Origin of the sequence: Photobacterium kishitanii, from assembly GCF_000613045.3 — a bacterium.
In the GTDB taxonomy this organism is placed as follows: Bacteria; Pseudomonadota; Gammaproteobacteria; order Enterobacterales; family Vibrionaceae; genus Photobacterium; species Photobacterium kishitanii.
Genome location: NZ_LN794352.1, coordinates 2,923,076 through 2,945,904, shown reverse-complemented (window position 1 = coordinate 2,945,904; position 22,829 = coordinate 2,923,076). Strand labels below are relative to the sequence as shown.

Genomic DNA, 22,829 nt, shown 5'->3' with positions numbered 1-22,829 from the left:
TAATGTGATGTCGGTTTACGTTATGGATTCGCTGTAAGATGCTTGAAAGCCTATGAGGTAAAAAGACCCAGCAATAAAGGATAAGCTATCGCTGGGTAAATGACCGAGTGAGAATGTTAACTATTACATTCAGTCACAATTTGACGTGAAAATACTTTTTCACAGTATTTACACTTAAGTTGAATATCGGCTTTTTTAGTTAAAACTTTAAAGCCGCTAGCAACAGGTTCACCATGTGAAATGCAGTTGCTGTTAGGGCACTTAAAGATGGCACTGATAAACTCAGGTAACGATAAATTTAGTTTCTTAACTACCGTATAGTTTTCAATTTGATTAACGGTAGCTTGAGGAGCATAAAGGGCTAATTGATTGGCTTGATCTTCTGTCACAAACACATTTTCAATTTTAATGAGATCCTTTGCTCCTAATGCTGAAGACGGTAAATTAAGACCGATAGTAACGCGTTCATTTGTACCATCAATATTGAATAACTTCAGGATCTTAATGCCAACATTTGCTGGAATATGATCGATAACGGTACCGTTTTTAATTGCTTCAACTTTAAGTTGGGTTTCTTTAACCATGATCGTCATACCTCTTTATAGGGTTTCATTAAGTACAAGTGCAAGTAACGCCTGACGTGCATAAACGCCATTCTCTGCCTGCTGGAAGAAATAAGCATGCTTAGTCTTATCTACATCAACCTTAATTTCATCAACGCGCGGCAGTGGGTGTAATACTTTTAGGTTGTCGCGTGCATTTTCAAGCATGTTAGCTGTAAGAATATAGGCAGCTTTCATATGTACATATTCAGATTCGTCAAAACGCTCTTTTTGAACACGTGTCATATACAGAATATCCAGTTCAGGGATCACATCTTCCATGTTGTTATGTAAGCTATAGCTGATACCTGCATCATCTAATTCTTCGCAAATATAATCGGGCATTGCGAGTACTTCAGGTGCAATAAAGAAGAATTTAACGTCATTAAATTTTGATAGGGCTTGGGTTAATGAATGTACCGTACGGCCATATTTTAAATCACCAACAAAAGCGATATTTATCCCATCAAGTCGACCTTGGGTTTCATGGATAGTAAAGAGATCTAACAAGGTTTGGGTAGGATGTTGGTTTGCGCCATCACCACCATTGATAACAGGAACACCATTAGAAAACTCAGACGCCAAGCGAGCAGCACCTTCTTGCGGATGACGCATGACAAAGGCATCCACATAAGAGGTAATGACTTGTACTGAATCGGATAATGTCTCGCCTTTGTTTGCTAGTGAGGTATTTCCTGGAGAGTCAAACCCTACCACGGTACCGCCTAAGCGCTGGATTGCTGTTTCAAAAGAAAGACGAGTACGGGTTGATGGTTCAAAGAAGCAACTTGCGACTACTTTATTTTTTAGTAAAGTCGGGTTTGGCTCAGCTTTTAGTCTCGCCGCGGTATCAATAATAAGCTCTAGTTCAGCGCGAGTAAGCTCGGGGATGGAAATAATATGCTTTTTAAACAGCGAATTAGCCATGGCTTCTTTCCCTATGATGGTGTGATTAAATTGAAAACTGTCTGGTTTGCTAAATTTTAGGCAAAAAAAAGCCCCCTAGTTAAAGGAGGCTTTTTTTTGAAAATAGTAAAAATAAAATAACGAACCATCATCAATGAATGATTACTGCGAGCGAATTCGATGCTGATGGTAGGGTTCATTTTTTATCTCTTGCTAGGCAAATTGCAAGGATTATACCGTCTATTTTTTATGGCGCAAGCGTTTGCGTTAACTATTCATGCGGCGGATTTTTATGCAATTATAAAAATGATATATTTTGTTTTTTTTAGTTTTATCTCTATGAAACATAATGATTTTATTAATATTGAAATAATACGCATGCAATAAAATGTAGTTACCGCTCACGTGAGCGGTAACTGATTAAGGATTGATTGCACTCAAGTTTGAGCGTTTAGTTTCCTAGTGTGGCAACCATTACTGCTTTGATGGTGTGCATTCGGTTTTCTGCTTCGTCAAACACAATTGAGTGGTTTGATTCAATCACTTCATCGGTCACCTCAACCCCTTTGGATAGCATCGGATAAGCTTGAGCTAATTCTTTACCGACAGTGGTATCTTCACCATGGAATGCAGGTAGACAGTGCATAAATTTAACATGTGGATTACCAGTGGCTTTTAACATTGCCATATTCACTTGGTATGGCAGCATCAAATTAATCCGCTCAGCCCAAGCTTCTTTTGCTTCGCCCATCGATACCCAAACATCAGTGTAGAGGAAATCACAGCCTTGAACACCTTCTTGAACGTCTTCTGTCATGGTGATTTTAGCGCCGGTTTCTGCGGCAATATCACGACATTGAGCTACAAGTTTAGCATCAGGCCAAAACGCTTTTGGTGCGACTAAACGAATGTCCATCCCCATTTTAGCTGCGCCAACCATCAATGAGTTACCCATGTTATTACGTGCATCACCTAGGTAAGCAAATGATATTTGATGGAGCGCTTTACCACGACCATGCTCTTGCATAGTAAGGAAATCCGCCAGAATTTGAGTTGGATGGAATTCGTCGGTTAATCCATTCCAAACCGGGACACCAGCGTACTGACCTAACTCTTCTACAATCGCTTGACCAAAACCACGATATTCAATGCCATCATACATTCGGCCTAATACACGCGCGGTGTCTTTCATTGACTCTTTATGGCCAATTTGCGAGCCTGATGGACCCAAATAGGAGACTTGGGCGCCTTGATCAAATGCTGCTACTTCAAATGCACAACGGGTACGAGTTGAGGTTTTTTCAAAGATAAGTGCAATGTTTTTACCTGTAAGGCGTGGTTGCTCATAACCATTGTATTTTGCTTTCTTTAATTCAGCCGAGAGTTCAAGTAAATGTTGAATCTCACGAGGAGTGAAATCTAGTAATTTTAGGAAGTTACGATTGCGAAGATTAAAAGCCATGATGTATCCCTCTTAAGGTTCAGTATCTCTTCGACTGAATCTTGTTATGATTTAGTTGCTCAATAATAGATAATGTTAATAATATGTTTATCTTATTTCCAGTTAATTGTGAATAGTTATTCTACTTTTCTGCAATAATATTTGTCCCGGCAAGACCTTTTAGGATCTTTAATCCATCATCTAGTGCACCGATACCAACTAGTTTTCCACCTTGGTTGATAAATTCACATGAGGCTTCAATTTTGGGTCCCATTGATCCGGCATCAAAATGATAATGTGCTAACGCACGTGGGGTGATGCTAGTGATTGCTTTTTGGGTTGCTTTACCCCAATCGAGATAAACAGCATCAGCGTCGGTCAAAATCAGTAGTGCATCAGCATTTAATTGTTTAGCGAGGTATGCTGCTGACATATCTTTATCAATCACGGCTTCGACACCGACAAGTTTGTTATTTTCACGTTTAACGGGGATACCGCCACCGCCAGTACAAATAACCAAATGATTTCTTTTAATTAGGGTTTCGATGGCATCGCATTCAACAATACCAATTGGTTGTGGGCTCGGAACAACACGGCGGAAATATTGGCCGTCAGCTTTAACTGTCCATTGAAATTTTTCAGCCAATTCACGTGCTTCAGCTTCTTGATACACCGGTCCGATGGGTTTGGTCGGATCGGAAAAAGCCGGATCTTGCGGATCAACCAACATTTGGGTGAGCATGCAAGAGACTTCTTGCTGTGGTAGTAAATTTTTAAGCTCTTGCATCAAGATATAGCCGATCATGCCTTGGGTTTCTGATCCCAATACGTCTAATGGGTAAGGCATGACCTGTTTATATTCCAATCCTTGGAGTGCGAGTAATCCTACTTGAGGGCCATTACCGTGTACGAGTACCACATTATATTGTTGTGCGATTGCGGCGATGGTTGTGGCCGCTGTGGCGATGTTCTGACGCTGAATACTGGCTTCTAAAGGCTCGCCGCGACGAAGTAAGGCGTTACCACCAAGGGCAACAACGACAGTTTGTTTAGTCATAGCTGTGTATCTCCACATTTATGAGGGGCTGATCGAGAGTTGTATCAGCCTTTTTTATCGGGGTTAAATGCCATCACGTTCAATTGGGCAGCTCATACAGCGAGCACCGCCACGGCCACGACCCAGTTCATCACCAGGGATAGGTAGCACTGTGATCCCTGCTTTATCATATTTTTCATTGGTATAGGTGTTACGCTCATAGCCAATAACAACCCCAGGACTGACGGTTAGTACATTGTTGGCATCGTTCCATTGCTCGCGCTCAGCTTCAAAATTATCGCCACCTGTGGTAATTAAATTAAGTTGGTTAACCCCAAGTGCTTTTTCGATAGCGTTAACAAAAGACTTTTCTTCTTTGGCTTTGACACTGCCATAAGCATCACCAGTTAAGCTCCAGCATTGAACATCTTTACGAATAACTTCAGGATAAACTGAGAAGGTATCTTCACGCATATGGGTCATAACGGTATCGAGGTGCATACATGAACGGTGTTTTGGTAATTCCATCGCAATCACTTGCTTAGCTTGACCATGTTTAAATAGATTTGATGCAAGTGCTTCAACGCCTTGTGGGGTAGTGCGTTCTGACATTCCAATTAATACGCTGCCTTTACCTATAACTAAAACATCACCGCCTTCGATGGTGGATTTGTCATAAGCTTGCTGTTCATCACCAAAATACTTAATGAAATCTTGACCAACAAAAGTCGGATGCCAGCGATAAATGGCTCGTAAATGATTGGTTTCACGTTGACGAGCTTCTTTAGCCATCGGATTAATAGAAACACCGCCATAAACCCAACATGAGGTATCACGGGTAAAAAGATGATTGGGTAGTGGCTTAATAATAAAGTCACAAGCTGAATGCATTTTTTGCATAATAGAAGATGATTGCAGTGGTAATTCGGCGTAACTTAGACCACCTAATAAAATTGAAGCAAGTTCAGTATGAGACATATCTGCTAAGAAACAGCGAATATCATTAGCAAAAGTATTACCAAAACGATAATTTGATATTTGAGTTGATAATAGCCAATCTTTTGCTTCCGCTACGGCTAATGTTTCACTTAACATGGTTTGTAATAATAAAACTTCAACGCCTTGTTGGCGTAAAGTATTAGCAAAAATATCATGCTCTTCACCCGCTCTTTCGACGGATAATACATCATCAAATAATAATTCTTGGCAATTTGATGGTGTAAGATTATTTAAAGCACGCTCTGGACGATGAATAAGTACGCGGCGTAGTTGACCTATTTCAGAACCCACATAAAAGTTACTCATGATAGTATCCTTATTTTTATGCCTATTATTGATTGGCTATTTTAAAGTTACGAAGCGTTGAATAAGTATTGAATGTTGTTTATGTAATTAATTCTACGTGGTTAATATTATTTGTATAAGATCACTATCACACTTTAATTATTAATGACTTAGCTTGTGTTTAATGATTATTTACGACATTTGTCAGTCGTGAAATAATTTAATATCATGATTTATTATGTAGATTGGTTGTTTTTTTAAAGAGTGAATTTAACTTAAGTCATTGTTTTTGTATATTATTTGTTTTTGGTGTGGAATGTTATGCATTTTTGTTTTTTAATTAAGTTTTTATCACTTAAGATATTATTCAATTAGAGTGACTATATATATTTAAATATGGTTATTGATTTGGTTTTAAAATTTTTAATTGTTTTTTTTGTGACGTTTGTGTTGTGCGTTATTTTAAGTTTAATCGTTATTTTTTCAATTTAAATATGTGTTGGTATTGTTTTTTTTAGTGCGGAATAATAGTGTTATTGGCGGTTAATATATATTGATGGCTTAGCTGTTTAATAATTATTATCTAGATGGTATTTATTATGTGTAAATAGGATAGTTACTATTATTAATGAAATAATAGTATTTGAATTATCAATAATACTGATGGTGAGTGATTGTTAATTATTAGATACAAAAAAACCGCCCGTGGGCGGTTTATATAAAATAAAACAGTTACTACATTAATATGACCCCAACACTGAGTACTGCCATCGTAAATATAATAATAATACCTAATAATGGGGCAACCCATTTTAACCATCGTACATAAGGTACGCGTGCAATAGCCAGCCCTCCCATAACCACTGCAGATGTTGGTGTAACCAGGTTAACAACTCCCGATGCTGATTGATAAGCTGTAACAACGAGATCGCGTCCTACTCCTGAAAAATCAGCCAGTGGCGCCATAATTGGCATAGTTAATACGGCGAGTCCAGATGTTGAAGGGACTAAAAATGACAGCAGGATCTCTAATATATACATGACGTTAATAAAGACGACTGCTGATAGCCCGGTAACGATATGTTCGGCTGAATTTAGAATAGTGTCAGTGATCATGCCGCGATCCATGATTACCACGATGCCACGTGCAATCCCGATAATTAATGCTACGCCGAGTAGATCTCGTGCACCATCAATAAAGCTAGTAGAGAAATCTTCCTCGCTCATTCGTGACACTAAGCCAATAAGAATTGAAGCACCAAGGAACATTGCTGATATTTGTGGCATCCACCAACCAGCAATAGCAACGCCATAAATCATCACCGCAAACGATAATCCAAAAATAGCTAGAATGATTTTACGGGTAGTAGTGAATTCCAGCATTTGATCAGATTGGTTACTTAAAAAATGGGCTTTATTTTGTTCATATTGATCATACACAATTGATTTGGTTTTATCTTCCCGCACCATTTTTGCATAGCGCATGACATAAGCAACGCAGATTAACCAACCGACAGTAAGAATAATAATGCGTAGCATAATGCCATCGGTAAAGGGTATTCCAGCAGCATTGGAAGCAATCACGGTAGCAAATGGGTTAATGGTTGATCCTAACGTTCCGATACCTGCGCCAAGTAATACTGTCGCCGCAGCAACGAGGGGATCAAAACGGGCAGCCATCATTACAGGCACTAATAATGTATAAAAAGGCAATGATTCTTCTGCCATACCATAAATTGTTCCGCCAGCAGCAAACAGTCCCATTAGGATTGGGATCATTAACTCTTCTCTACCATGTAAACGTGCTGTCACGCGTTCAATGCCAGCATCAATGGCACCGGTTTTGGTGACGAGTCCTAAGAAGCCACCAATAATTAAAATAAATAATGACACGTCAATGGCTGCTGCTTCATAAGACTCATGATTATAAAAACCATCTATAGGTGCGAGTAACACATCGATAACGCCCTGAGGGTTGCTAGCAACGGCTTTATAAGTACCAGTAATGGGCACTTCTTTTCCGAGTTCAACATTCATTTCTCGATCATATTGCCCGGCTGGAACAACCCATGTCAGGGCAGCTACAAACGCAATGAGTGTAAATAATATGGTGTAAGCCGACGGGAATTTTAATTGAGCAAAGAAGCTTTTTTTGTGTGGTTTAATTTCTGTGTGTGTCGTCATGGTTATCTCCTACACCCTTGGTTAGTGATAACCATAAGGTGTGTTTGTCTGCATCAGTGATAATGATCACTGATGAAAAAATAAGGAACAAACAATAAACGTAACTAATTGAAAAACATCGTAGTCTAGCAGGGGTGAATAGATCATAAATGATCTCGTTTTGACTGCAGGACAGCATGATTCTAAGGTGGTTTATAGTTGCTAACTTAACGATTGCTCACAGTTTATTACTTTTATTTTGGGGTGTTTGGCGATGATTTTTAGGCTGAGGATATTTGTGTAAAAAAAATGGATGGCTATGCGAATAGTGACAACCAAGGGTTAGGATAAGTGTGTGTACTGTAGTCATTGGCGAATAATCGGCATAATGAGCATGGAATATTATGCATATTAGTGAGTATTTGACGGTTAGCAGTTAATCCTTCAAGGGTTGATTAAGATCAATTTAGGCTTGGCTGATGCGTAAGATATGGTAATTGAGTGCAAACCATGCGATATTTGCCAGCAAATTTATTCCATAGGTGGAGTGATACCATGTCTTACGCAGAATTGATTGCAGAGCAAAAAGAAGAAACTCGCGAAATTATTGCCGCGTTACTTGAAGATGGCAGTGAGCCAGAGGCGCTTTACACTATTGAGCACCATTTCTCTGCAGACACATTTGAAGAACTAGAAGCCGCTGCGGTTGAAGCATTTAAACTTGGTTTTAATGTTTTAGAAGCAGAAGAGCTAGAGCTTGATCCTGAAGATGGCGGCGGCAAGGTTGTATGTTTTGATGCCGTAATGGAATCAGCTCTAAACGCAGAATTAATTGATGAGCAAGCTGAAAAGCTGATTAAACTGGCTGAAAAGCACAGTATCGATTATGACGGTTGGGGCACTTACTTCGAATCTGACGAAGATGATGAAGAAGAGAATGAAGACGAAGAATAAATCGTCATAACACCACTCTGTTCTTAAAAGCCGGCATTTTGCTGGCTTTTTCTACTTTTTGGCTGTGATATCAAACTTGGATATCGACGACATGATAGAAATTTACTCGTGATCACTGTCTGTAATCACGACGCGTGTAAATCTTCCCATTTATCCTCATACATTTAAATCATACTGAATAACTCAGTATTGGAGTGATTGATGACAATCTCACTTAATGGCCAGTGGTTGCTTGCGTGTGTTCAACGTTCAGCAATTCAAGACCTTCATATTGATTTGCCGGGTGATGTTCACTCAGCATTATATGCAGCTGGAGAGATCCCTGATCCTTATTGGGCAACCAATGAAAAAAAAGTTCAGTGGGTTGGTGAGTGCGACTGGATTGTCAGCCGCCACTTTGAATTAACAGCCGAGCAACTGACGTGTAATGCCATGGACTTGGTATTGAATCAGCTTGATACGGTTGCTGAAATTCGTGTTAATGGTCATACCGTTGCAGATTTTAATAATATGTTCATGCGTCATAAGGTGGATGTATTAAGTTGTTTGCAAGTAGGGACTAACCGCATTGAAATTGTATTACATCGCGCTGATTTAGCTGCTAAAAATCGCGCCGATAAATTACCGTTTCCACTCCCATGGGCTGAAGGTAATAACCAAATTCCATTTATGAATACCCTTCGAAAACCACAATTTCATAGTGGTTGGGATTGGAGTATTTGCCTGTCGGTATTGGGTGTTTATGGTGATATTGTACTGCAACCCATTGAGCACGTACGTATTAGTCATTTAGCCACCAAACAGAAATGGCACCAGCAAGAGTGTGAATTGGCGGTTACGTTACATTATGAAGTTGTCTCTGAAAAAGGTTTGGCTAATGCGTCAGTGACCTTTGATGGGCAGACTTTCCACCTTACGCTTGATCGCGAAGCAACCAAAGCCAGTGTGATTTTTCGAATTGATAATCCACGTCATTGGTGGCCTGCAGGTTATGGCAAACAACGACTCTATAAGTTAGCACTTGAAGCTGATGGGGTTGCGATCACTAAGCAAATTGGATTGCGTAAATTAGAATTGGTAACGGAAGACGACGATCATGGTCAAAGCATGGTAGTGATGGTCAATGATGTACCCATTTCAGTTCGTGGTGCCAATTGGATTCCGCTTGATGCAATGCCTGCACGTATGACTGAACAACGTTATCGTAGTTTGTTAACCGATGCGGCCGCAGCCAATATGAATATGCTGCGGGTGTGGGGCGGTGGCATGTATGAAAAAGACATCTTTTATAATCTTTGTGATGAGTTAGGGCTACTTGTTTGGCAAGATCTGATGTTTGCTAATGCTCTTTATCCGTCAACGCCTGATTTCATTGCTGAAGTTGAGCAAGAGGTCGAATTCCAAGTTCGGCGCTTAAAAGATCACCCAAGTTTAGTCTTGTGGTGCGGCGATAATGAAGTTTTGGGAGCAATTAATCGTGATCCTGAGTCGCGTCAGCATCGTGAAAAGCATCTGATCAATTATGATCGTCTTAACCGTACTTTAGCTGAAGTGGTTGAGCGTGAAGATCCATCTCGTCGTTTCTGGGCTAGCTCACCATGTAATGGTGAATTGGATATTATAGATACTTGGCACCATGATCCTCATCGCGGTGATATGCACTGTTGGGATGTGTGGGATAGTGGTAAAGAGTTTGATGCTTACCTGCAAGTTACGCCACGCTTTTGCTCTGAATTTGGGTTTCAATCCTGGCCGTCGTTACCAACCGTAAAAAGTTGTTTGCCTGAGCAAGATTGGAATATTAGCTCGCCAAGTTTTGAAAGCCATCAGAAAAGCACGAATGGTAATTCGATCATTACCGAGATGTTTACCCGTTATTTCCGTTTTCCTAATGGGTTTGTCAATATGCTGTATTTGTCGCAAGTGCAACAAGCATTAGCCGTTAAAACAGCCGCTGAATATTGGCGTACACAAAAACCGACTAACCGCGGCATGCTATTTTGGCAGTTAAATGATTGTTGGCCCGTAAGTTCATGGTCATCGTTAGAATACAGTGGTCGGTGGAAACAATTGCATTATCATGCGCGGCGTTTTTTCGCTCCGCAAATGGCAACTTTTACGCGTGATCAACAAGGGCTGAAGTTACATTTAGTCAATGATGGTCGTAAAAATACCGAGTTAAAAGGTGAGGTGGTATGGCAAAGTTGGGATGGAGAAATCCTCTATCGTGAACCGATTGCTCAATACTTAGAAGCTGACTCGACCAAAGTGGTGTGGGAATGGTTAAATGAAGATTTAGACGGCCATGAACAAGATGGCTTCTTCCATGTTCATTTGTATAGTGGCCAGCAATTGATTGAGAACACGTGGTTTCCTGCACGACCAAAATATTGTGAGTTGGCTTGTCCTGATTTACGCTTTGAAGTCGCTGAGCACAATAATGAGATCGTGGTGATGCTGAGTAGCAGTAAGCCAGCATTTTTTGTGCATTTGGAATTTGAAGGTGAAGGGCGATTTGAGGATTCAAGTTTTACCCTAGTACCTGAGCACCAACGCCAGATTAAATATATTGGTTCGGCGAGTTATGCTGAAGTGGTGCAAGGGCTGCGAGTTTATCACCTAAAACAAAGTTACTAATTACCAATAATATAGAATAAACCCTGCTTGTTATTACCGTGATGTGATTCAACAAGTAGGGGTTTTTATTGCCGCTATTATTTTAAGGTGGCGTGATTATTTAGAAGGTTTTGATCATTTTAATTTCACAACTATCGTGACCAGTATTGCCCATGCGCTGTGGAATGTTAACAAATCCAAGAGATTGGTATAAATAAATCGCTTCTTTAAGTGCTGCGGTAGTCTCTAAATAGCAGCCTTTATATCCTTGTTGGCGAGCAAACTTTAATGCTTGTACTGCTATTTTTCGCGCTAAGCCTTTACCTCGTAATGCGGGTAAAAAATACATCTTTTGTAATTCACACCAATCTTCTTGTCCCGCCAGTGCCGCTACACCTCCACCACCTAAAATACGCTGATCTTTTTCTATCACCCAGTAGTTGCAATTATCGGGTCGGTAAACGTGTGCCATATTATCTAAAATAGGATCGTTCACGCTGTAACCTTTGTCGCCAGTGAGTCCATATTCAAGCGATACTTTACGAATAATGGTCGCAATAGCGGTGTTATCGAATGCGGTAATGGGTCTGATCTTATACTCCTGCTGTTGTTCTACCGCAGTGAGTGCACGTGAATAGCGATGTAAACTTGAGCCTAAATGGACGATTTCATCATCATCGAGCTGATCTAAAATATGTTGGCTATTGATATCAAGTTGGCGGTGTAATTGTCGTAATGCTTGCTGACCGGTTGATGTTAATTGGGATAATTGACTACGCCGATCGGTTGGGTGGCTAATGGTGGTGACTAAGTCTTGATTAAGTAGCATCGCAAGATTACGACTGGCATTGGATTTATCGACTTTTAAGTGCTGTGCCATTTGACTAACACTGCATGGGCCTTGCTCAAGTTCAATTAAGGTATGTGCTTGGACTGGAGTTAAGGCCATGGCACCACATTGATTATTGAGCATGCCTAATTGGCGCACCAGTTGTCGAGAAAGTTGGCGCAGTTGCTGAGGGTGCATAAACACATCCTAATTGTTGTTAATCGCAACTAAATAATAGCGGCGATTAACCGAAAAATCAGTGATGAAAGTCGTGTGCTGTTGTTAATGATGTAAACAAACCATCATCGACATTAACTGTTGTGGCTGATTTTGTGATTGTTGTTTTTTCTGCCATACGCGTTCGTGAAGGTAATAAGCTAGAGTGTTTATGGTTGGTTCGATCATTGCCATAGCACCACCAATCACTAAATCACCCGTTAAGAGGTAGACTACCGTAAAAGCAACACTGAAATGGAGTACTGCAAAACTGATGGTTTTACGGCTAGGGGATGCAGATTGGGTTTGGATAAGCTTTTTAGTCTGCCATATTTTTTCATGGAAGTAGAATGCGACGGTATTGACCATAGGTTCAACCAAAGCAATTAGGCCGCCAATTAAGAGATCACCCGTTAATAAGAATGCCAGACTAAAAGCAACGGTAAAGTGGATTGCGGCAAAGCTGAGGGTTTTCTTCATAAGGTTAATTCCATTAATTTGATGTAATGAGTATTACAAAATCATATCAATAGGTAAATTCGGTATTTTATATATTATCAATAGTTAAAAGCTATTGTGCGGGTGGGTTTATCGATGCTTTAGAAATATGAATAATTGCTGGTGGGGAAATGAAATATTGAGCCGAAAAAAAACCGACGTCGAAACGTCGGTTTTTGTTTTTAGATCTTAGTTAAAACTTATAGCGCAGCAATGGTTGCTTTTTGCTCTGTCAGTTTAACCAGTGTTTCTTCATAACCTGCTAACTTCTCACGTTCTTTAGTGATCACGATTTCAGGTGCTTTAGCAACGAAACCTTCGTTACTTAGCTTGCCAGAAGTGCGTTTGATTTCGCCTTCCATTTTCGCAATCTCTTTGTCTAAACGTGCAAGCTCAGCATCTTTGTCAATCAGACCTGCCATTGGGATCATCAACTCAGATTTACCCACTAATGCAGTCGCACAAGCTGGTGTTACTTCGCCATCAGCCAATACTTTAATTTCTTCTAGTTTAGCTAGCGATTTAAGTACGGTAAGATTTGCTTCAACACGTGCTGCATCAGCAGTATCAGCTACCTTTAGCATTACTGATAATGGCTTGCTTGGGGCGATATCATATTCAGCACGTAGGTTACGAATGCTAGTGATAAACGCTTTAACAAACTCAATGTCAGTGATAGCAGCTTGGTCAAACTGTGCATCATCAAACTGAGGCAGTGCCTGAGTCATGATCGTTTCACCTTCAACACCATCAACTAGTGGCTTAACACTCTGCCAGATTGATTCAGTGATGTAAGGCAATACTGGATGTGCAAGACGTAATGTCTTTTCTAGTACTGTGATTAGAGTATGGCGTGTTGCACGCTGTTGTGCTTCAGTGCCTTTCCATAGAACCGGTTTAGTTAGCTCTAAATACCAGTCACAGAATTGGTTCCAGATGAACTCGTACAGTACACCAGCAGCCATATCTAGGCGGAAGTTATCAATATGAGTATTGAATTCTTTCGCTGCTAATTGGAATTGTGATTCGATCCACTTATCAGCCAGTGAATACTCTAGCTCGCTACCAGTAGCGAAACCACAATCTTGATCTTCTGTATTCATCAGTACGTAACGGCTAGCGTTCCATAGCTTATTACAGAAGTTGCGGTAACCTTCAAGACGTTTCATATCCCAATTGATGTCACGGCCAGTAGAGGCCATTGCAGCAAGGGTGAAACGTAATGCATCTGTACCGTAAGGTTCAATACCTGCTTCAAATGTCTTACGGGTTGCTTTTTCGATCTTAGCTGCAAGTTGAGGTTGCATCATGTTGCCACAACGTTTTTCAACTAAAGACTCAAGATCAATACCATCGATCATATCGATAGGATCAAGCACGTTACCTTTCGATTTTGACATCTTATCACCGTTTTCATCACGGATAAGACCAGTAACATAAACAGTTTTAAAAGGAACTTGTGGCTTGCCGTCTTCATCTTTACAGAAGTGCATGGTCATCATGATCATACGTGCAACCCAGAAGAAGATAATGTCAAAACCTGTTACCAACACGTCTGATGGGTGGAAGGTTTTAAGATCTGGCGTATTTTCTGGCCAGCCTTGAGTACCAAATGTCCACAACGCTGATGAGAACCAGGTATCAAGCACGTCGTTATCTTGGTTTAGCACCACAACAGGCGCTAAGTTGTGCTTTTCACGTACTTCTGCTTCATTACGACCAACGTAAACATTACCGTCGTTATCGTACCAAGCTGGAATGCGGTGGCCCCACCACAGTTGACGAGAAATACACCAATCTTGAATATCACGCATCCAAGAGAAGTACATGTTTTCGTACTGCTTAGGTACAAATTGAATGTCACCGTTCTCAACCGCTTGAATAGCAGGTTGAGCTAATGGTGCTGCGCGAACGTACCATTGTGCTGTTAGCATTGGTTCGATAACTACGCCACCACGATCACCATAAGGGATGGTAAGATCATGATCTTTAATTTCTTCTAGCAGACCTAATTCGTCAAATTCCGCCACGATAGCTTTACGGGCTGCGAAACGCTCCATACCATGGTATTTTGCTGGCAACTCTGTGCTGTATACATCGCTTTCTTCGCCATTAGTGGTGAAGACTTCTGCGCTGTTACGAATATCAGCATTGAAGGTTAGGATGTTAATCATTGGTAGGCTATGACGCTTACCTACTTCGTAGTCATTGAAATCGTGTGCTGGAGTGATCTTTACACAACCAGTACCTTTATCCATATCAGCATGTTCATCGCCTAAAATAGGAATGCGACGGCCAACGATAGGTAGGATGATTTCTTTGCCGATTAGATCTTTGTAGCGTGGATCTTCAGGGTTTACCGCAACACCAGTATCGCCAAGCATAGTTTCAGGACGCGTAGTGGCTACAACAATGTAGTCTTTACCGTCAGCGGTTTGAACGCCATCTGCTAGTGGGTAGCGGAAGTGCCACATATGACCTTTAACATCTTTGTTTTCAACTTCGATGTCAGAGATTGCTGTATGCAGTTTTGGATCCCAGTTAACCAAACGCTTACCACGGTAAAGTAGGTCTTCTTGATATAAACGCACAAACACTTCTTGAACAGCATTTGATAAGCCGTCATCCATGGTGAAGCGCTCACGATCCCAGTCTACCGATGCGCCAAGGCGACGAAGCTGTTTGGTGATAGTGCCACCAGATTCGTTCTTCCATTCCCAGATTTTATCGATGAAAGCATCACGGCCGTAGTCGTGTTTAGTTTTGCCTTCTTCAGCAGCGATCTTACGCTCCACAACCATTTGGGTAGCAATACCTGCGTGGTCAGTACCAACTTGCCACAAGGTATTTTTACCTTTCATACGCTCACAACGGATCAGGGTATCCATAATGGTATCCTGGAACGCGTGGCCCATGTGTAGGCTACCTGTAACGTTTGGTGGCGGGATCATAATGCTGTAAGCATCTTTAGATGTATCACCATGAGGCTTAAAGTAACCAGCCTCTTCCCAGCGCTGATAAAGCGCTTGTTCAATTGATTGTGGGTTGTATGTCTTTTCCATAGCGCTCTTAGAAGGATTCTATGTGGAATTAAGGCGTCTCAGTAGCAGCGGCAGTCGTTATTTGAATGCCAGCAAGGCGGTAAGCCTTATAGCGTTCACGTGCTTGCTGCTTGAGCGTTTCATCGCAAGGGACAAAGTCTACCACTTGTGCAAAGCTAACCGCAAAATTTGCGACAATTTCGGCTAAATTAATTAATACTGCGCGGTGTCCGCTATAGCGTAAACCAGGCCAACCAATTTCAACCGGCGATCCGCCTCTTGGTCCTTCGCCAATTAAATTGTGCGGGACAAAGCTGTCAGGATCTTGTTGCCATAGATATTCATCTATTTGTTCTGCTTGTTGTTTGTTTGCTGCAAGTAAGTAAACCCGTAACCCTTGACGGTAACTCATGGCTGCGCAACGACAAGCAAAATGCCACTGAAAATCGCTATCAGCACCATCTTGATTATCATCTAATATATAAAACGTAGCATGAGTCATAAATTAATGTCCTAAAAGAAAAGGGCCAACGGCCCTTTTCTGAGTGTCTTATTCGACAATCTCTTGGCCTGCTCGATTGAGGAGGAATTGGACCAATAAGGGTACCGGACGTCCGGTAGAGCCTTTGGCTGCGCCACCTTTCCAAGCAGTACCTGCAATATCGAGGTGAGCCCAATTATATTTCTTAGTAAAACGTGATAAGAAACAACCCGCAGTAATGGTGCCAGCACCAGGAGTACCTAGGTTAGCCATATCTGCAAATGGACTGGCAATTTGCTCTTGGTATTCATCACTCATAGGTAGACGCCAAGCGCGATCACCTGATTGCTCTGAAGCATTAATAAGTTCATGAGCAAGTGGATTATGGTTACCCATTAAACCACTAATATGATGACCTAGTGCTACCACACATGCACCTGTCAGAGTGGCAATATCAACCACACATTCAGGTTCAAAACGCTCAACGTAAGTTAATGCGTCACACAGTACTAACCGGCCTTCAGCATCAGTATTTAATACTTCAACTGTTTGGCCTGACATGGTTGTTAAAATATCACCAGGACGGTAAGCACCGCCACCTGGCATATTTTCACAGCCGGCTAGAATACCAACCACATTGATTGGTAGATTAAGTTTAGCCAGTGCTTTCATGGTTCCAAATACGGAAGCAGCACCACACATGTCATACTTCATTTCGTCCATTTGAGCACCAGGCTTGATAGAAATACCGCCTGAGTCAAATGTTAGACCTTTACCGACCAGAACAATTGGTTTGGTGTCTGGATCTGGATGGCCTTTGTACTCAATCACTGACATCATGGCTTCATTTTTTGAGCCTTGACCAACAGCAAGATAGGATGTCATCCCTAAGGTTGCCATTTCTTGCTCACCAATGATTTTGGTAGTGACCGTTTCAAAATCATCTGCTAAACGACGTGCCTGTGAAGCTAGATAAGCAGGATTTGCCACGTTAGGCGGCATATTACCTAGATCTTTACTGGCTTTAACGCCTGAAGAAATAGCAAGACCATGAGCAATAGCTCGTTCGCCTAAAGAAAGCTCACGACGAGTTGGTACGTTAAAAACTAATTTACGTAGTGGACGGCGCGTCTCTGGCTTGTTACTTTTAAACTGGTTGAAGGTATAAAGGCTATCTTTAGTCGTTTCTACTGCTTGACGTACTTTCCAGTAGGTGTCGCGACCTTTAACATGCAACTCAGTAAGGAAACATACTGCTTCCATTGAGCCTGTTTCATTTAAAGTGCTGATGGTTTTTTTGATGATTTGCTTATATTGGCGCTCATCAAGTTCACGCTCTTTACCGCAACCAACAAGTAATACACGTTCTGACAATACGTTGGGAACATGATGCAATAGCAACATCTGTCCTGGTTTACCTTCAAGGTCACCACGACGTAGTAATGAGCTAATATAGCCATCACTAATTTTGTCTAGCTGTTCCGCGATTGGAGAGAGGCGACGTGGTTCAAATACGCCCACGACAATACACGCACTGCGCTGTTTTTCGGGGCTACCGCTTTTGACACTGAACTCCATGCGTACTCCTAACATCCTATAAAGACAATTAACGCTAAATGTTAGATAATACCACACTTGCTTGCTCTGCCGAGATTTCGGTATAGGCTTAAAAGCGCGGACTTACATTCAGCCGAAAGATAAAAAAATAACTAATTTAACGAAAAACTATAGTGATTCCATCAAAAAAACAAGTTTTCTATGGGAATATAACGCGTGATTATTGTTAGGTATTTGACGAGAGAGACAGTAAAAAGCCAATTAGCGGTACTTTTTGTGCTTTTTCTTGTTTTTATTAGCCAAAAGTTCATCCACATTTTAGCACAAGCGACTGATGGTTCGATCCCGAGTGATCTCATCATTACTCTAATGGGGCTTTCTATTCCAGCAATGGCGTTGCTGATGTTACCACTGAGTTTATATATAGGTATTTTGCTAACATTTGGTCGTTTGTACGCTGAAAGTGAAATAACCGTGATGAGTGCCACTGGTATGGGGAATAAGTTTCTTATTCGCTCAGCATTAGCGTTGGCATTGATTACTGGCTCGATTGCTACTGCGAATGCATTATGGGTTGCACCGTGGTCTCAAAATAAAATTGAACAAGTCATGAATCAAGCGAAAGCTGATCCAGGCTTAAATATGCTGGTTAAAGGTACTTTCCAGATGACACCTAATGGTTCTGGGGTAGTATTTGTTAATGATATTACTGATAAAGGATCCAAACTGCATAATGTATTTGTTGCTCAATTAAGAGCTCAAGATACGTTACAACCAAGTGTTATGGTGGCAAAGCGTGGTTTTGTTACTGAACAAGCAGATGGTCGCCAAATGTTGGATTTACAGCATGGTACGCGTTATGAAGGGGTGCCGACTCAGCTTAATTATGGCATCACTCAATTTGATGATTACCAAGCGTTAATTGGTCAACGTAAAGTGAAACAAGGTGATCGTGATTGGGAAGCGAAAACCACTGCTGAATTATTGAAAGATCCAAGTAAAGCCGCTACAGCAGAGCTGCAATGGCGGTTATCGTTAATCTTATGTATTCCATTATTGGTGATGATTGTGGTGCCGTTGTCGGCAGTTAATCCGCGTCAAGGACGGTTTGCGAAGTTAGCGCCGGCAGTCTTGATTTACTTAGCTTATTTCTTAGCGATATCATCAGCAAAATCTGCGATTGAAGATGGTTTCATTCCTAGTTGGATGGGAATGTGGCCGATTAATATTGGCGCGTTATTAATCGCGATTGGTTTAAATAGCTGGGATAGTTTGCCGGTGCGACGCTTCAAAGATAAATTACGGAGACGCGGTTAATGTTTAAAATTCTCGACTGGTATATTGGCCGAACTATTATCGCGACATCGGCATTAACCTTATCAACGTTAGTGGGATTATCTGCCATCATTAAATATGTTGAGCAGTTACGTAAAGTCGGTCAAGGCAGTTACGATCTTCTTAAAGCGTTATATTTTGTATTGTTATCAATGCCACAAGATATCGTGACATTTTTCCCAATGGCAGTATTGCTGGGAGCATTAATCGGCTTAGGAATGTTAGCGTCAAGCTCTGAGCTGGTGGTCATGCAAGCCGCTGGATTTTCTAAGCTAGATATTGGTTTATCCACCCTAAAAACGGCAGTGCCATTGATGATCATTGTGACGTTATTAGGCCAATGGGGGGCACCACAATCGCAAAAAGCGGCGCGTGAACTACGTGCATTATGGATCAGTGGCGGCAGTATGCTATCGGTTCAAAGTGGTGTGTGGGCCAAAGATGATAATGATTTTATTTATCTCGGTCGTGTGCATGATAAAAATCAAATTGATGTGGTTAATATTTGGCAATTTAATAATCAAGATAAATTGCTTGATGTGTTATCTGCCAAAACCGCCAGTTATGATGCCCAAAAAGGCTGGACGATGCACAATGTCACTGTGACAGATATGACCAATCAGGCACAGATCAAAAATACCCATTATGAAACTAAAAAATGGCAAACAACCTTAACGCCAGATAAATTAGCGGTAGTGACGGTTAAACCGGAAGAATTATCGTTATCTGGCTTATATAATTATGTGGGTTATTTAAAAGAATCTAAGCAAGATGCTATGCGTTATGAATTGGCATTTTGGCGTAAAGCATTACAACCAGTCTCCATCGCAGTAATGATGCTATTGGCGTTATCATTTGTATTTGGACCATTACGCTCGGTTACTATGGGAGCGCGAGTGTTATCTGGGGTTATCTTTGGCTTTGGGTTTTATATCTCCAATGAAGTCTTTGGACCGATGAGTTTAGTCTATAACTTACCACCGGTTATTGGCGCTCTGGCGCCAAGTTTGGTGTTTTTAGCCATCACTATTTATTTACTCAGACGTAAATTATAGCGATTAAAAAAGGAGCCTGAAGGCTCCTTTTTTATTAAGAATTATATTTTAAAATGGTGCGGTGTTATGACACTTTTTCCGTTACGACCATTTCGCATTCAGCCATAATATCTTGCATTGAACGACGTTGATTATTAAATGCCAGTAAGTTACCTAAACCAAATGCTGAGGTAGCAATACGAATAAAGGCTTGAGTAATTTTAATGCGAGAGCCATCTTCATTTTGAAGTTTTAATTTCCATGCACGCATGCCTAAGGTTTGTCCTGCCTGAGTCCAAAAATAGCTATAAAAACCAATAATCACGATAGCAAGGTAAGCACTGTACAACGCACTTGCCGTCGGGTCTGAGATTAAATAGTCACTGGCGTCGTGGTAGTCACCTAAAGTAAGTATTCCAATATGAAGTAGCGCCGCAACAATCGCCATCGCAAGTGCACCTGCAACCATTAAAATAGCTGCGACGATAAGAGTATCGTAGAACCAAGCGCCTAGACGACGTAATAAGCTTGGGTATTGGTGTGACGGTTTAGTATGTTGTGGTTTGGTTTTCTTCATGATGGTTCCAGTATCAATGATGGGTGAACAAATCCTTATGGGCGGCAGTGTAGCAGTAAACTAAATTCAGATGAATGAACTAAATTGCTACAAAATATATTCATGAGCTCCATCACATAGCGGCTTGATTAGCATCAATAAAGCCAGTGTGGCTTAAAAAAACAGCGCTTGGATATTTATATGATAAATGTTCTAGATTATCGCTTGCGCATCAACACGATATACGTATAATAGCCACCATAAGCCCGAGTGGTGAAATTGGTATACACGACGGATTCAAAATCCGTTTCCTTCGGGAGTGACGGTTCAAGTCCGTCCTCGGGCACCAAATTTCAGAGAAAAGCCTCAATCGCAAGATTGGGGCTTTTTTTGTGCCTCATTGTCATTCTAAATTTCTTAAGTTCGCTTTTCACCTTGTCATCAATCAAAGGAAAGCGGGTTTAAGTCCCCCTTGTTTATGTTGGTTCTATTCTCTTTCTCTATTCGCTGTAGTTAATAACCTTGTTGTCGCTGCTGTTATAAAAAAGCCCCAACATAATGTTGAGGCTTAATATTGGTAGCTGTTAGTTATCAAAACACTGTATAGGGAATGATTACTTGCAAACGGACATCGGTTTCATCTTTGCCTGCAGTGGCTGATTTAACTTCATCGCGGGTTAACCAAGTACTGTGTAACTGCACCACACTGCCTTTGAGTGTACCTTGTTGTAGCGTGTAGCCAACAGTGCCATTTACCGCAGCTTCACTGCTATAGCCGACTTTAGCGCTATCCATGCCTGAGCCGTAGCCCACACCCATGTAGTAGTTCCAACCATTACCAGCATTAAAAGATAAACGGTTATACATTGATACTTCACCAGATTGGTTCCAATCAGATAACGCATCCCAGAATTGTGACCAACTACCGTTATTCATCGCATAGGTATAAATCGTACGTGGTACAACCTCAGTATCATTATTACTGTTAGCATAACGTAGTTGAGATAACCAACTCCATTGACCATGATTCATGTGTAACGATAGCCCTGTCATATAACCTAAACCATTATATTTAACCTTATCGTTTACACCATAAAAATCAGCTGCAAGTTGCGTATTGGGGTTAAGTTGATAGCGAGTGTAGAGTTTATATGAGGTCGGATTCACGCTACGGCTAGTGTCGTTATAACGGACATCCATAGCTTGACCAATACCAAGGTTATAAGAGAAGTTATCAAAACTGTTTTCATAACCTAATGAGTGTAAATAGTTCCACTGGGTATTTGCCCAGCCAACGTAATCATCCTCACTGAGTAACCATGGTGCGGTGTATTTATCAGCCCAGAAGTAAGTTAATTTACCACCACCAACATGAGCATTAAGTTCTAAACCACGGTAAGTACCAGGGACAAATGACCATACGTTACCAACAGTACCATTACCTGTTGATTGAATTAAACCGACTTTACCGCTAAAGAGATCTTGGTATTTAAATTTAACTGCAGCAGTATAAAGTTTTAGATGAGGACCATTGCCTGACCCCCAGTCTTGGTTTTGTGAGAATGAGATCTCATTTGATAAGTACTGATCGTTATCATTTTGGATACTATTGTTATAAACATCCCCAGCTAAATAACCAGCAACATCCACGCCGATAAAGTTGTTATAGTAACCAGAATTTAAATCGACTATGGCATTGTAGGCGGAATAATTTAGTCTGCCATAAGAGTCAAAGGCTGGGTTGTCATTACGGGAACGAACGCGAGTATCACTGATAAATTTGGTTGTGAGTGATGAGCCATTAATAAAGCCGTTATCCGTTTTTGTTTGCGCCATAGCGAATGGTGACAGGGTTAGCGTACTCATAATCGCTACTGTGAGTAATGATTTTTTCGGCAGTAAACAATAGTTCATGTGATTTCTCATTATTATTTTTATTGTTAAATCGTTAACCATTAACGAATGGTATGTTTATGGGCGCTAATAATGAAAGCAGCTGAAAATGAAAGCTATATTGAAGAGCGGAATTTTATGTTGTTGTTTTCTAAGTTGATTGTTGTAGCTATTGTGTCATGCGCTTATTATCACTATTTAAATTTAAGCTGAGCGTTACTAAAAGTAGTTAATAATGAAAAATACATTGTAAATTTTGTTTTATGTTATTGTTTTTTAAGGTTAATGTTGTTTTTTGGGGCGGATGTGTTTACTACTGTTGCTTTATACTTACGTTGACGGCTTAGAAATAACCACTCATCAATACTTGTTAAAAATTTTCAGCTA

At 40.8% G+C, this 22,829-nt stretch carries 17 protein-coding genes and 1 tRNA gene; 5 read left to right on the top strand and 13 right to left on the bottom strand.

Features of this window, described 5'->3' with window-relative positions; translation table 11 throughout:
- Positions 1 to 116: 116 nt before the first annotated feature.
- From pyrI to PPBDW_RS13595, 6 genes are all read right to left on the bottom strand, one after another.
- A complete protein-coding gene (gene pyrI / locus PPBDW_RS13620; protein WP_036796118.1) occupies positions 117 to 584 on the bottom strand; it encodes an aspartate carbamoyltransferase regulatory subunit in 468 nt (155 codons plus the stop codon).
- Positions 585 to 599: 15 nt separating this feature from the next.
- Positions 600 to 1,529 (bottom strand): aspartate carbamoyltransferase, encoded by a 930-nt coding sequence (pyrB, locus tag PPBDW_RS13615; RefSeq protein WP_036796117.1) that lies wholly within the window; start codon positions 1,527 to 1,529, stop codon positions 600 to 602.
- Positions 1,530 to 1,959: 430 nt separating this feature from the next.
- On the bottom strand, positions 1,960 to 2,970 hold the full coding sequence (locus tag PPBDW_RS13610) for an ornithine carbamoyltransferase (RefSeq protein ID WP_036796114.1): 1,011 nt from the start codon (positions 2,968 to 2,970) through the stop codon (positions 1,960 to 1,962).
- A gap of 121 nt (positions 2,971 to 3,091) precedes the next feature.
- Entirely contained in the window at positions 3,092 to 4,006 is a 915-nt protein-coding gene (arcC, locus tag PPBDW_RS13605) for a carbamate kinase (RefSeq protein WP_036796113.1), read from the bottom strand.
- 63 nt (positions 4,007 to 4,069) lie between these two features.
- Positions 4,070 to 5,290 (bottom strand): arginine deiminase, encoded by a 1,221-nt coding sequence (arcA, locus tag PPBDW_RS13600; protein ID WP_036796111.1) that lies wholly within the window; start codon positions 5,288 to 5,290, stop codon positions 4,070 to 4,072.
- A gap of 714 nt (positions 5,291 to 6,004) precedes the next feature.
- Entirely contained in the window at positions 6,005 to 7,453 is a 1,449-nt protein-coding gene (locus PPBDW_RS13595) for a YfcC family protein (protein ID WP_036796110.1), read from the bottom strand.
- A gap of 534 nt (positions 7,454 to 7,987) precedes the next feature.
- Here PPBDW_RS13595 and rraB point away from each other — a divergent pair.
- Both rraB and PPBDW_RS13585 read left to right on the top strand, forming a co-directional pair.
- Entirely contained in the window at positions 7,988 to 8,386 is a 399-nt protein-coding gene (gene rraB / locus PPBDW_RS13590; protein ID WP_036796109.1) for a ribonuclease E inhibitor RraB, read from the top strand.
- A 201-nt stretch (positions 8,387 to 8,587) separates the two neighbouring features.
- Complete coding sequence (locus tag PPBDW_RS13585; protein ID WP_036796108.1) at positions 8,588 to 11,023, top strand: beta-mannosidase; 2,436 nt, start codon at positions 8,588 to 8,590, stop codon at positions 11,021 to 11,023.
- Between the two features lie 100 nt (positions 11,024 to 11,123).
- Here PPBDW_RS13585 and PPBDW_RS13580 read toward each other — a convergent pair whose 3' ends face one another.
- The 5 genes from PPBDW_RS13580 to pepA all read right to left on the bottom strand — a co-directional run bounded on the left by PPBDW_RS13580 (position 11,124) and on the right by pepA (position 17,645).
- Positions 11,124 to 12,029 (bottom strand): bifunctional helix-turn-helix transcriptional regulator/GNAT family N-acetyltransferase, encoded by a 906-nt coding sequence (locus PPBDW_RS13580; protein ID WP_036796107.1) that lies wholly within the window; start codon positions 12,027 to 12,029, stop codon positions 11,124 to 11,126.
- An 84-nt stretch (positions 12,030 to 12,113) separates the two neighbouring features.
- Positions 12,114 to 12,527, bottom strand: a complete 414-nt coding sequence (locus PPBDW_RS13575) for a DUF2061 domain-containing protein (RefSeq protein WP_036796105.1) — start codon at positions 12,525 to 12,527, stop codon at positions 12,114 to 12,116.
- A gap of 218 nt (positions 12,528 to 12,745) precedes the next feature.
- Positions 12,746 to 15,607 carry a valine--tRNA ligase gene (locus PPBDW_RS13570; protein ID WP_036796104.1) on the bottom strand — a complete coding sequence of 954 codons (2,862 nt, stop codon included), beginning with the start codon at positions 15,605 to 15,607 and terminating at the stop codon, positions 12,746 to 12,748.
- 28 nt (positions 15,608 to 15,635) lie between these two features.
- Positions 15,636 to 16,088 carry a DNA polymerase III subunit chi gene (locus tag PPBDW_RS13565; protein ID WP_036796102.1) on the bottom strand — a complete coding sequence of 151 codons (453 nt, stop codon included), beginning with the start codon at positions 16,086 to 16,088 and terminating at the stop codon, positions 15,636 to 15,638.
- 48 nt (positions 16,089 to 16,136) lie between these two features.
- Positions 16,137 to 17,645 (bottom strand): leucyl aminopeptidase, encoded by a 1,509-nt coding sequence (gene pepA / locus PPBDW_RS13560; RefSeq protein WP_036796100.1) that lies wholly within the window; start codon positions 17,643 to 17,645, stop codon positions 16,137 to 16,139.
- Between the two features lie 195 nt (positions 17,646 to 17,840).
- Here pepA and lptF point away from each other — a divergent pair, with 195 nt between their 5' ends.
- Positions 17,841 to 18,941, top strand: a complete 1,101-nt coding sequence (gene lptF, locus PPBDW_RS13555) for an LPS export ABC transporter permease LptF (RefSeq protein WP_036796099.1) — start codon at positions 17,841 to 17,843, stop codon at positions 18,939 to 18,941.
- Positions 18,941 to 20,014, top strand: a complete 1,074-nt coding sequence (gene lptG / locus PPBDW_RS13550) for an LPS export ABC transporter permease LptG (protein WP_036796098.1) — start codon at positions 18,941 to 18,943, stop codon at positions 20,012 to 20,014. Before lptF ends, lptG begins: the two co-directional genes overlap by 1 nt.
- Before the next feature lie 64 nt (positions 20,015 to 20,078).
- Here the strand turns inward: lptG and PPBDW_RS13545 are convergent, their stop codons facing one another.
- Entirely contained in the window at positions 20,079 to 20,570 is a 492-nt protein-coding gene (locus PPBDW_RS13545) for an RDD family protein (RefSeq protein WP_036796097.1), read from the bottom strand.
- Between the two features lie 243 nt (positions 20,571 to 20,813).
- On the opposite strand from PPBDW_RS13545, the gene PPBDW_RS13540 reads away from it, so the two are divergent.
- A tRNA-Leu gene (locus tag PPBDW_RS13540) sits at positions 20,814 to 20,898 on the top strand.
- A gap of 242 nt (positions 20,899 to 21,140) precedes the next feature.
- Here the strand turns inward: PPBDW_RS13540 and PPBDW_RS13535 are convergent.
- Positions 21,141 to 22,463, bottom strand: a complete 1,323-nt coding sequence (locus tag PPBDW_RS13535) for a hypothetical protein (RefSeq protein ID WP_054262079.1) — start codon at positions 22,461 to 22,463, stop codon at positions 21,141 to 21,143.
- Positions 22,464 to 22,829 lie beyond the last annotated feature (366 nt).

What these genes read in the sequence shown, in the direction of transcription:
- pyrI (WP_036796118.1), bottom strand. Translation starts at nt 584, where the DNA reads ATGGTTAAAGAAACCCAACTTAAAGTTGAAGCAATTAAAAACGGTACC.
- PPBDW_RS13585 (WP_036796108.1), top strand. Translation starts at nt 8,588, where the DNA reads ATGACAATCTCACTTAATGGCCAGTGGTTGCTTGCGTGTGTTCAACGT.
- PPBDW_RS13580 (WP_036796107.1), bottom strand. Translation starts at nt 12,029, where the DNA reads ATGCACCCTCAGCAACTGCGCCAACTTTCTCGACAACTGGTGCGCCAA.
- PPBDW_RS13570 (WP_036796104.1), bottom strand. Translation starts at nt 15,607, where the DNA reads ATGGAAAAGACATACAACCCACAATCAATTGAACAAGCGCTTTATCAG.
- rraB (WP_036796109.1), top strand. Translation starts at nt 7,988, where the DNA reads ATGTCTTACGCAGAATTGATTGCAGAGCAAAAAGAAGAAACTCGCGAA.
- PPBDW_RS13595 (WP_036796110.1), bottom strand. Translation starts at nt 7,453, where the DNA reads ATGACGACACACACAGAAATTAAACCACACAAAAAAAGCTTCTTTGCT.
- PPBDW_RS13575 (WP_036796105.1), bottom strand. Translation starts at nt 12,527, where the DNA reads ATGAAGAAAACCCTCAGCTTTGCCGCAATCCACTTTACCGTTGCTTTT.
- pepA (WP_036796100.1), bottom strand. Translation starts at nt 17,645, where the DNA reads ATGGAGTTCAGTGTCAAAAGCGGTAGCCCCGAAAAACAGCGCAGTGCG.
- pyrB (WP_036796117.1), bottom strand. Translation starts at nt 1,529, where the DNA reads ATGGCTAATTCGCTGTTTAAAAAGCATATTATTTCCATCCCCGAGCTT.
- arcA (WP_036796111.1), bottom strand. Translation starts at nt 5,290, where the DNA reads ATGAGTAACTTTTATGTGGGTTCTGAAATAGGTCAACTACGCCGCGTA.
- arcC (WP_036796113.1), bottom strand. Translation starts at nt 4,006, where the DNA reads ATGACTAAACAAACTGTCGTTGTTGCCCTTGGTGGTAACGCCTTACTT.
- PPBDW_RS13545 (WP_036796097.1), bottom strand. Translation starts at nt 20,570, where the DNA reads ATGAAGAAAACCAAACCACAACATACTAAACCGTCACACCAATACCCA.
- PPBDW_RS13535 (WP_054262079.1), bottom strand. Translation starts at nt 22,463, where the DNA reads ATGAACTATTGTTTACTGCCGAAAAAATCATTACTCACAGTAGCGATT.
- lptG (WP_036796098.1), top strand. Translation starts at nt 18,941, where the DNA reads ATGTTTAAAATTCTCGACTGGTATATTGGCCGAACTATTATCGCGACA.
- PPBDW_RS13565 (WP_036796102.1), bottom strand. Translation starts at nt 16,088, where the DNA reads ATGACTCATGCTACGTTTTATATATTAGATGATAATCAAGATGGTGCT.
- PPBDW_RS13610 (WP_036796114.1), bottom strand. Translation starts at nt 2,970, where the DNA reads ATGGCTTTTAATCTTCGCAATCGTAACTTCCTAAAATTACTAGATTTC.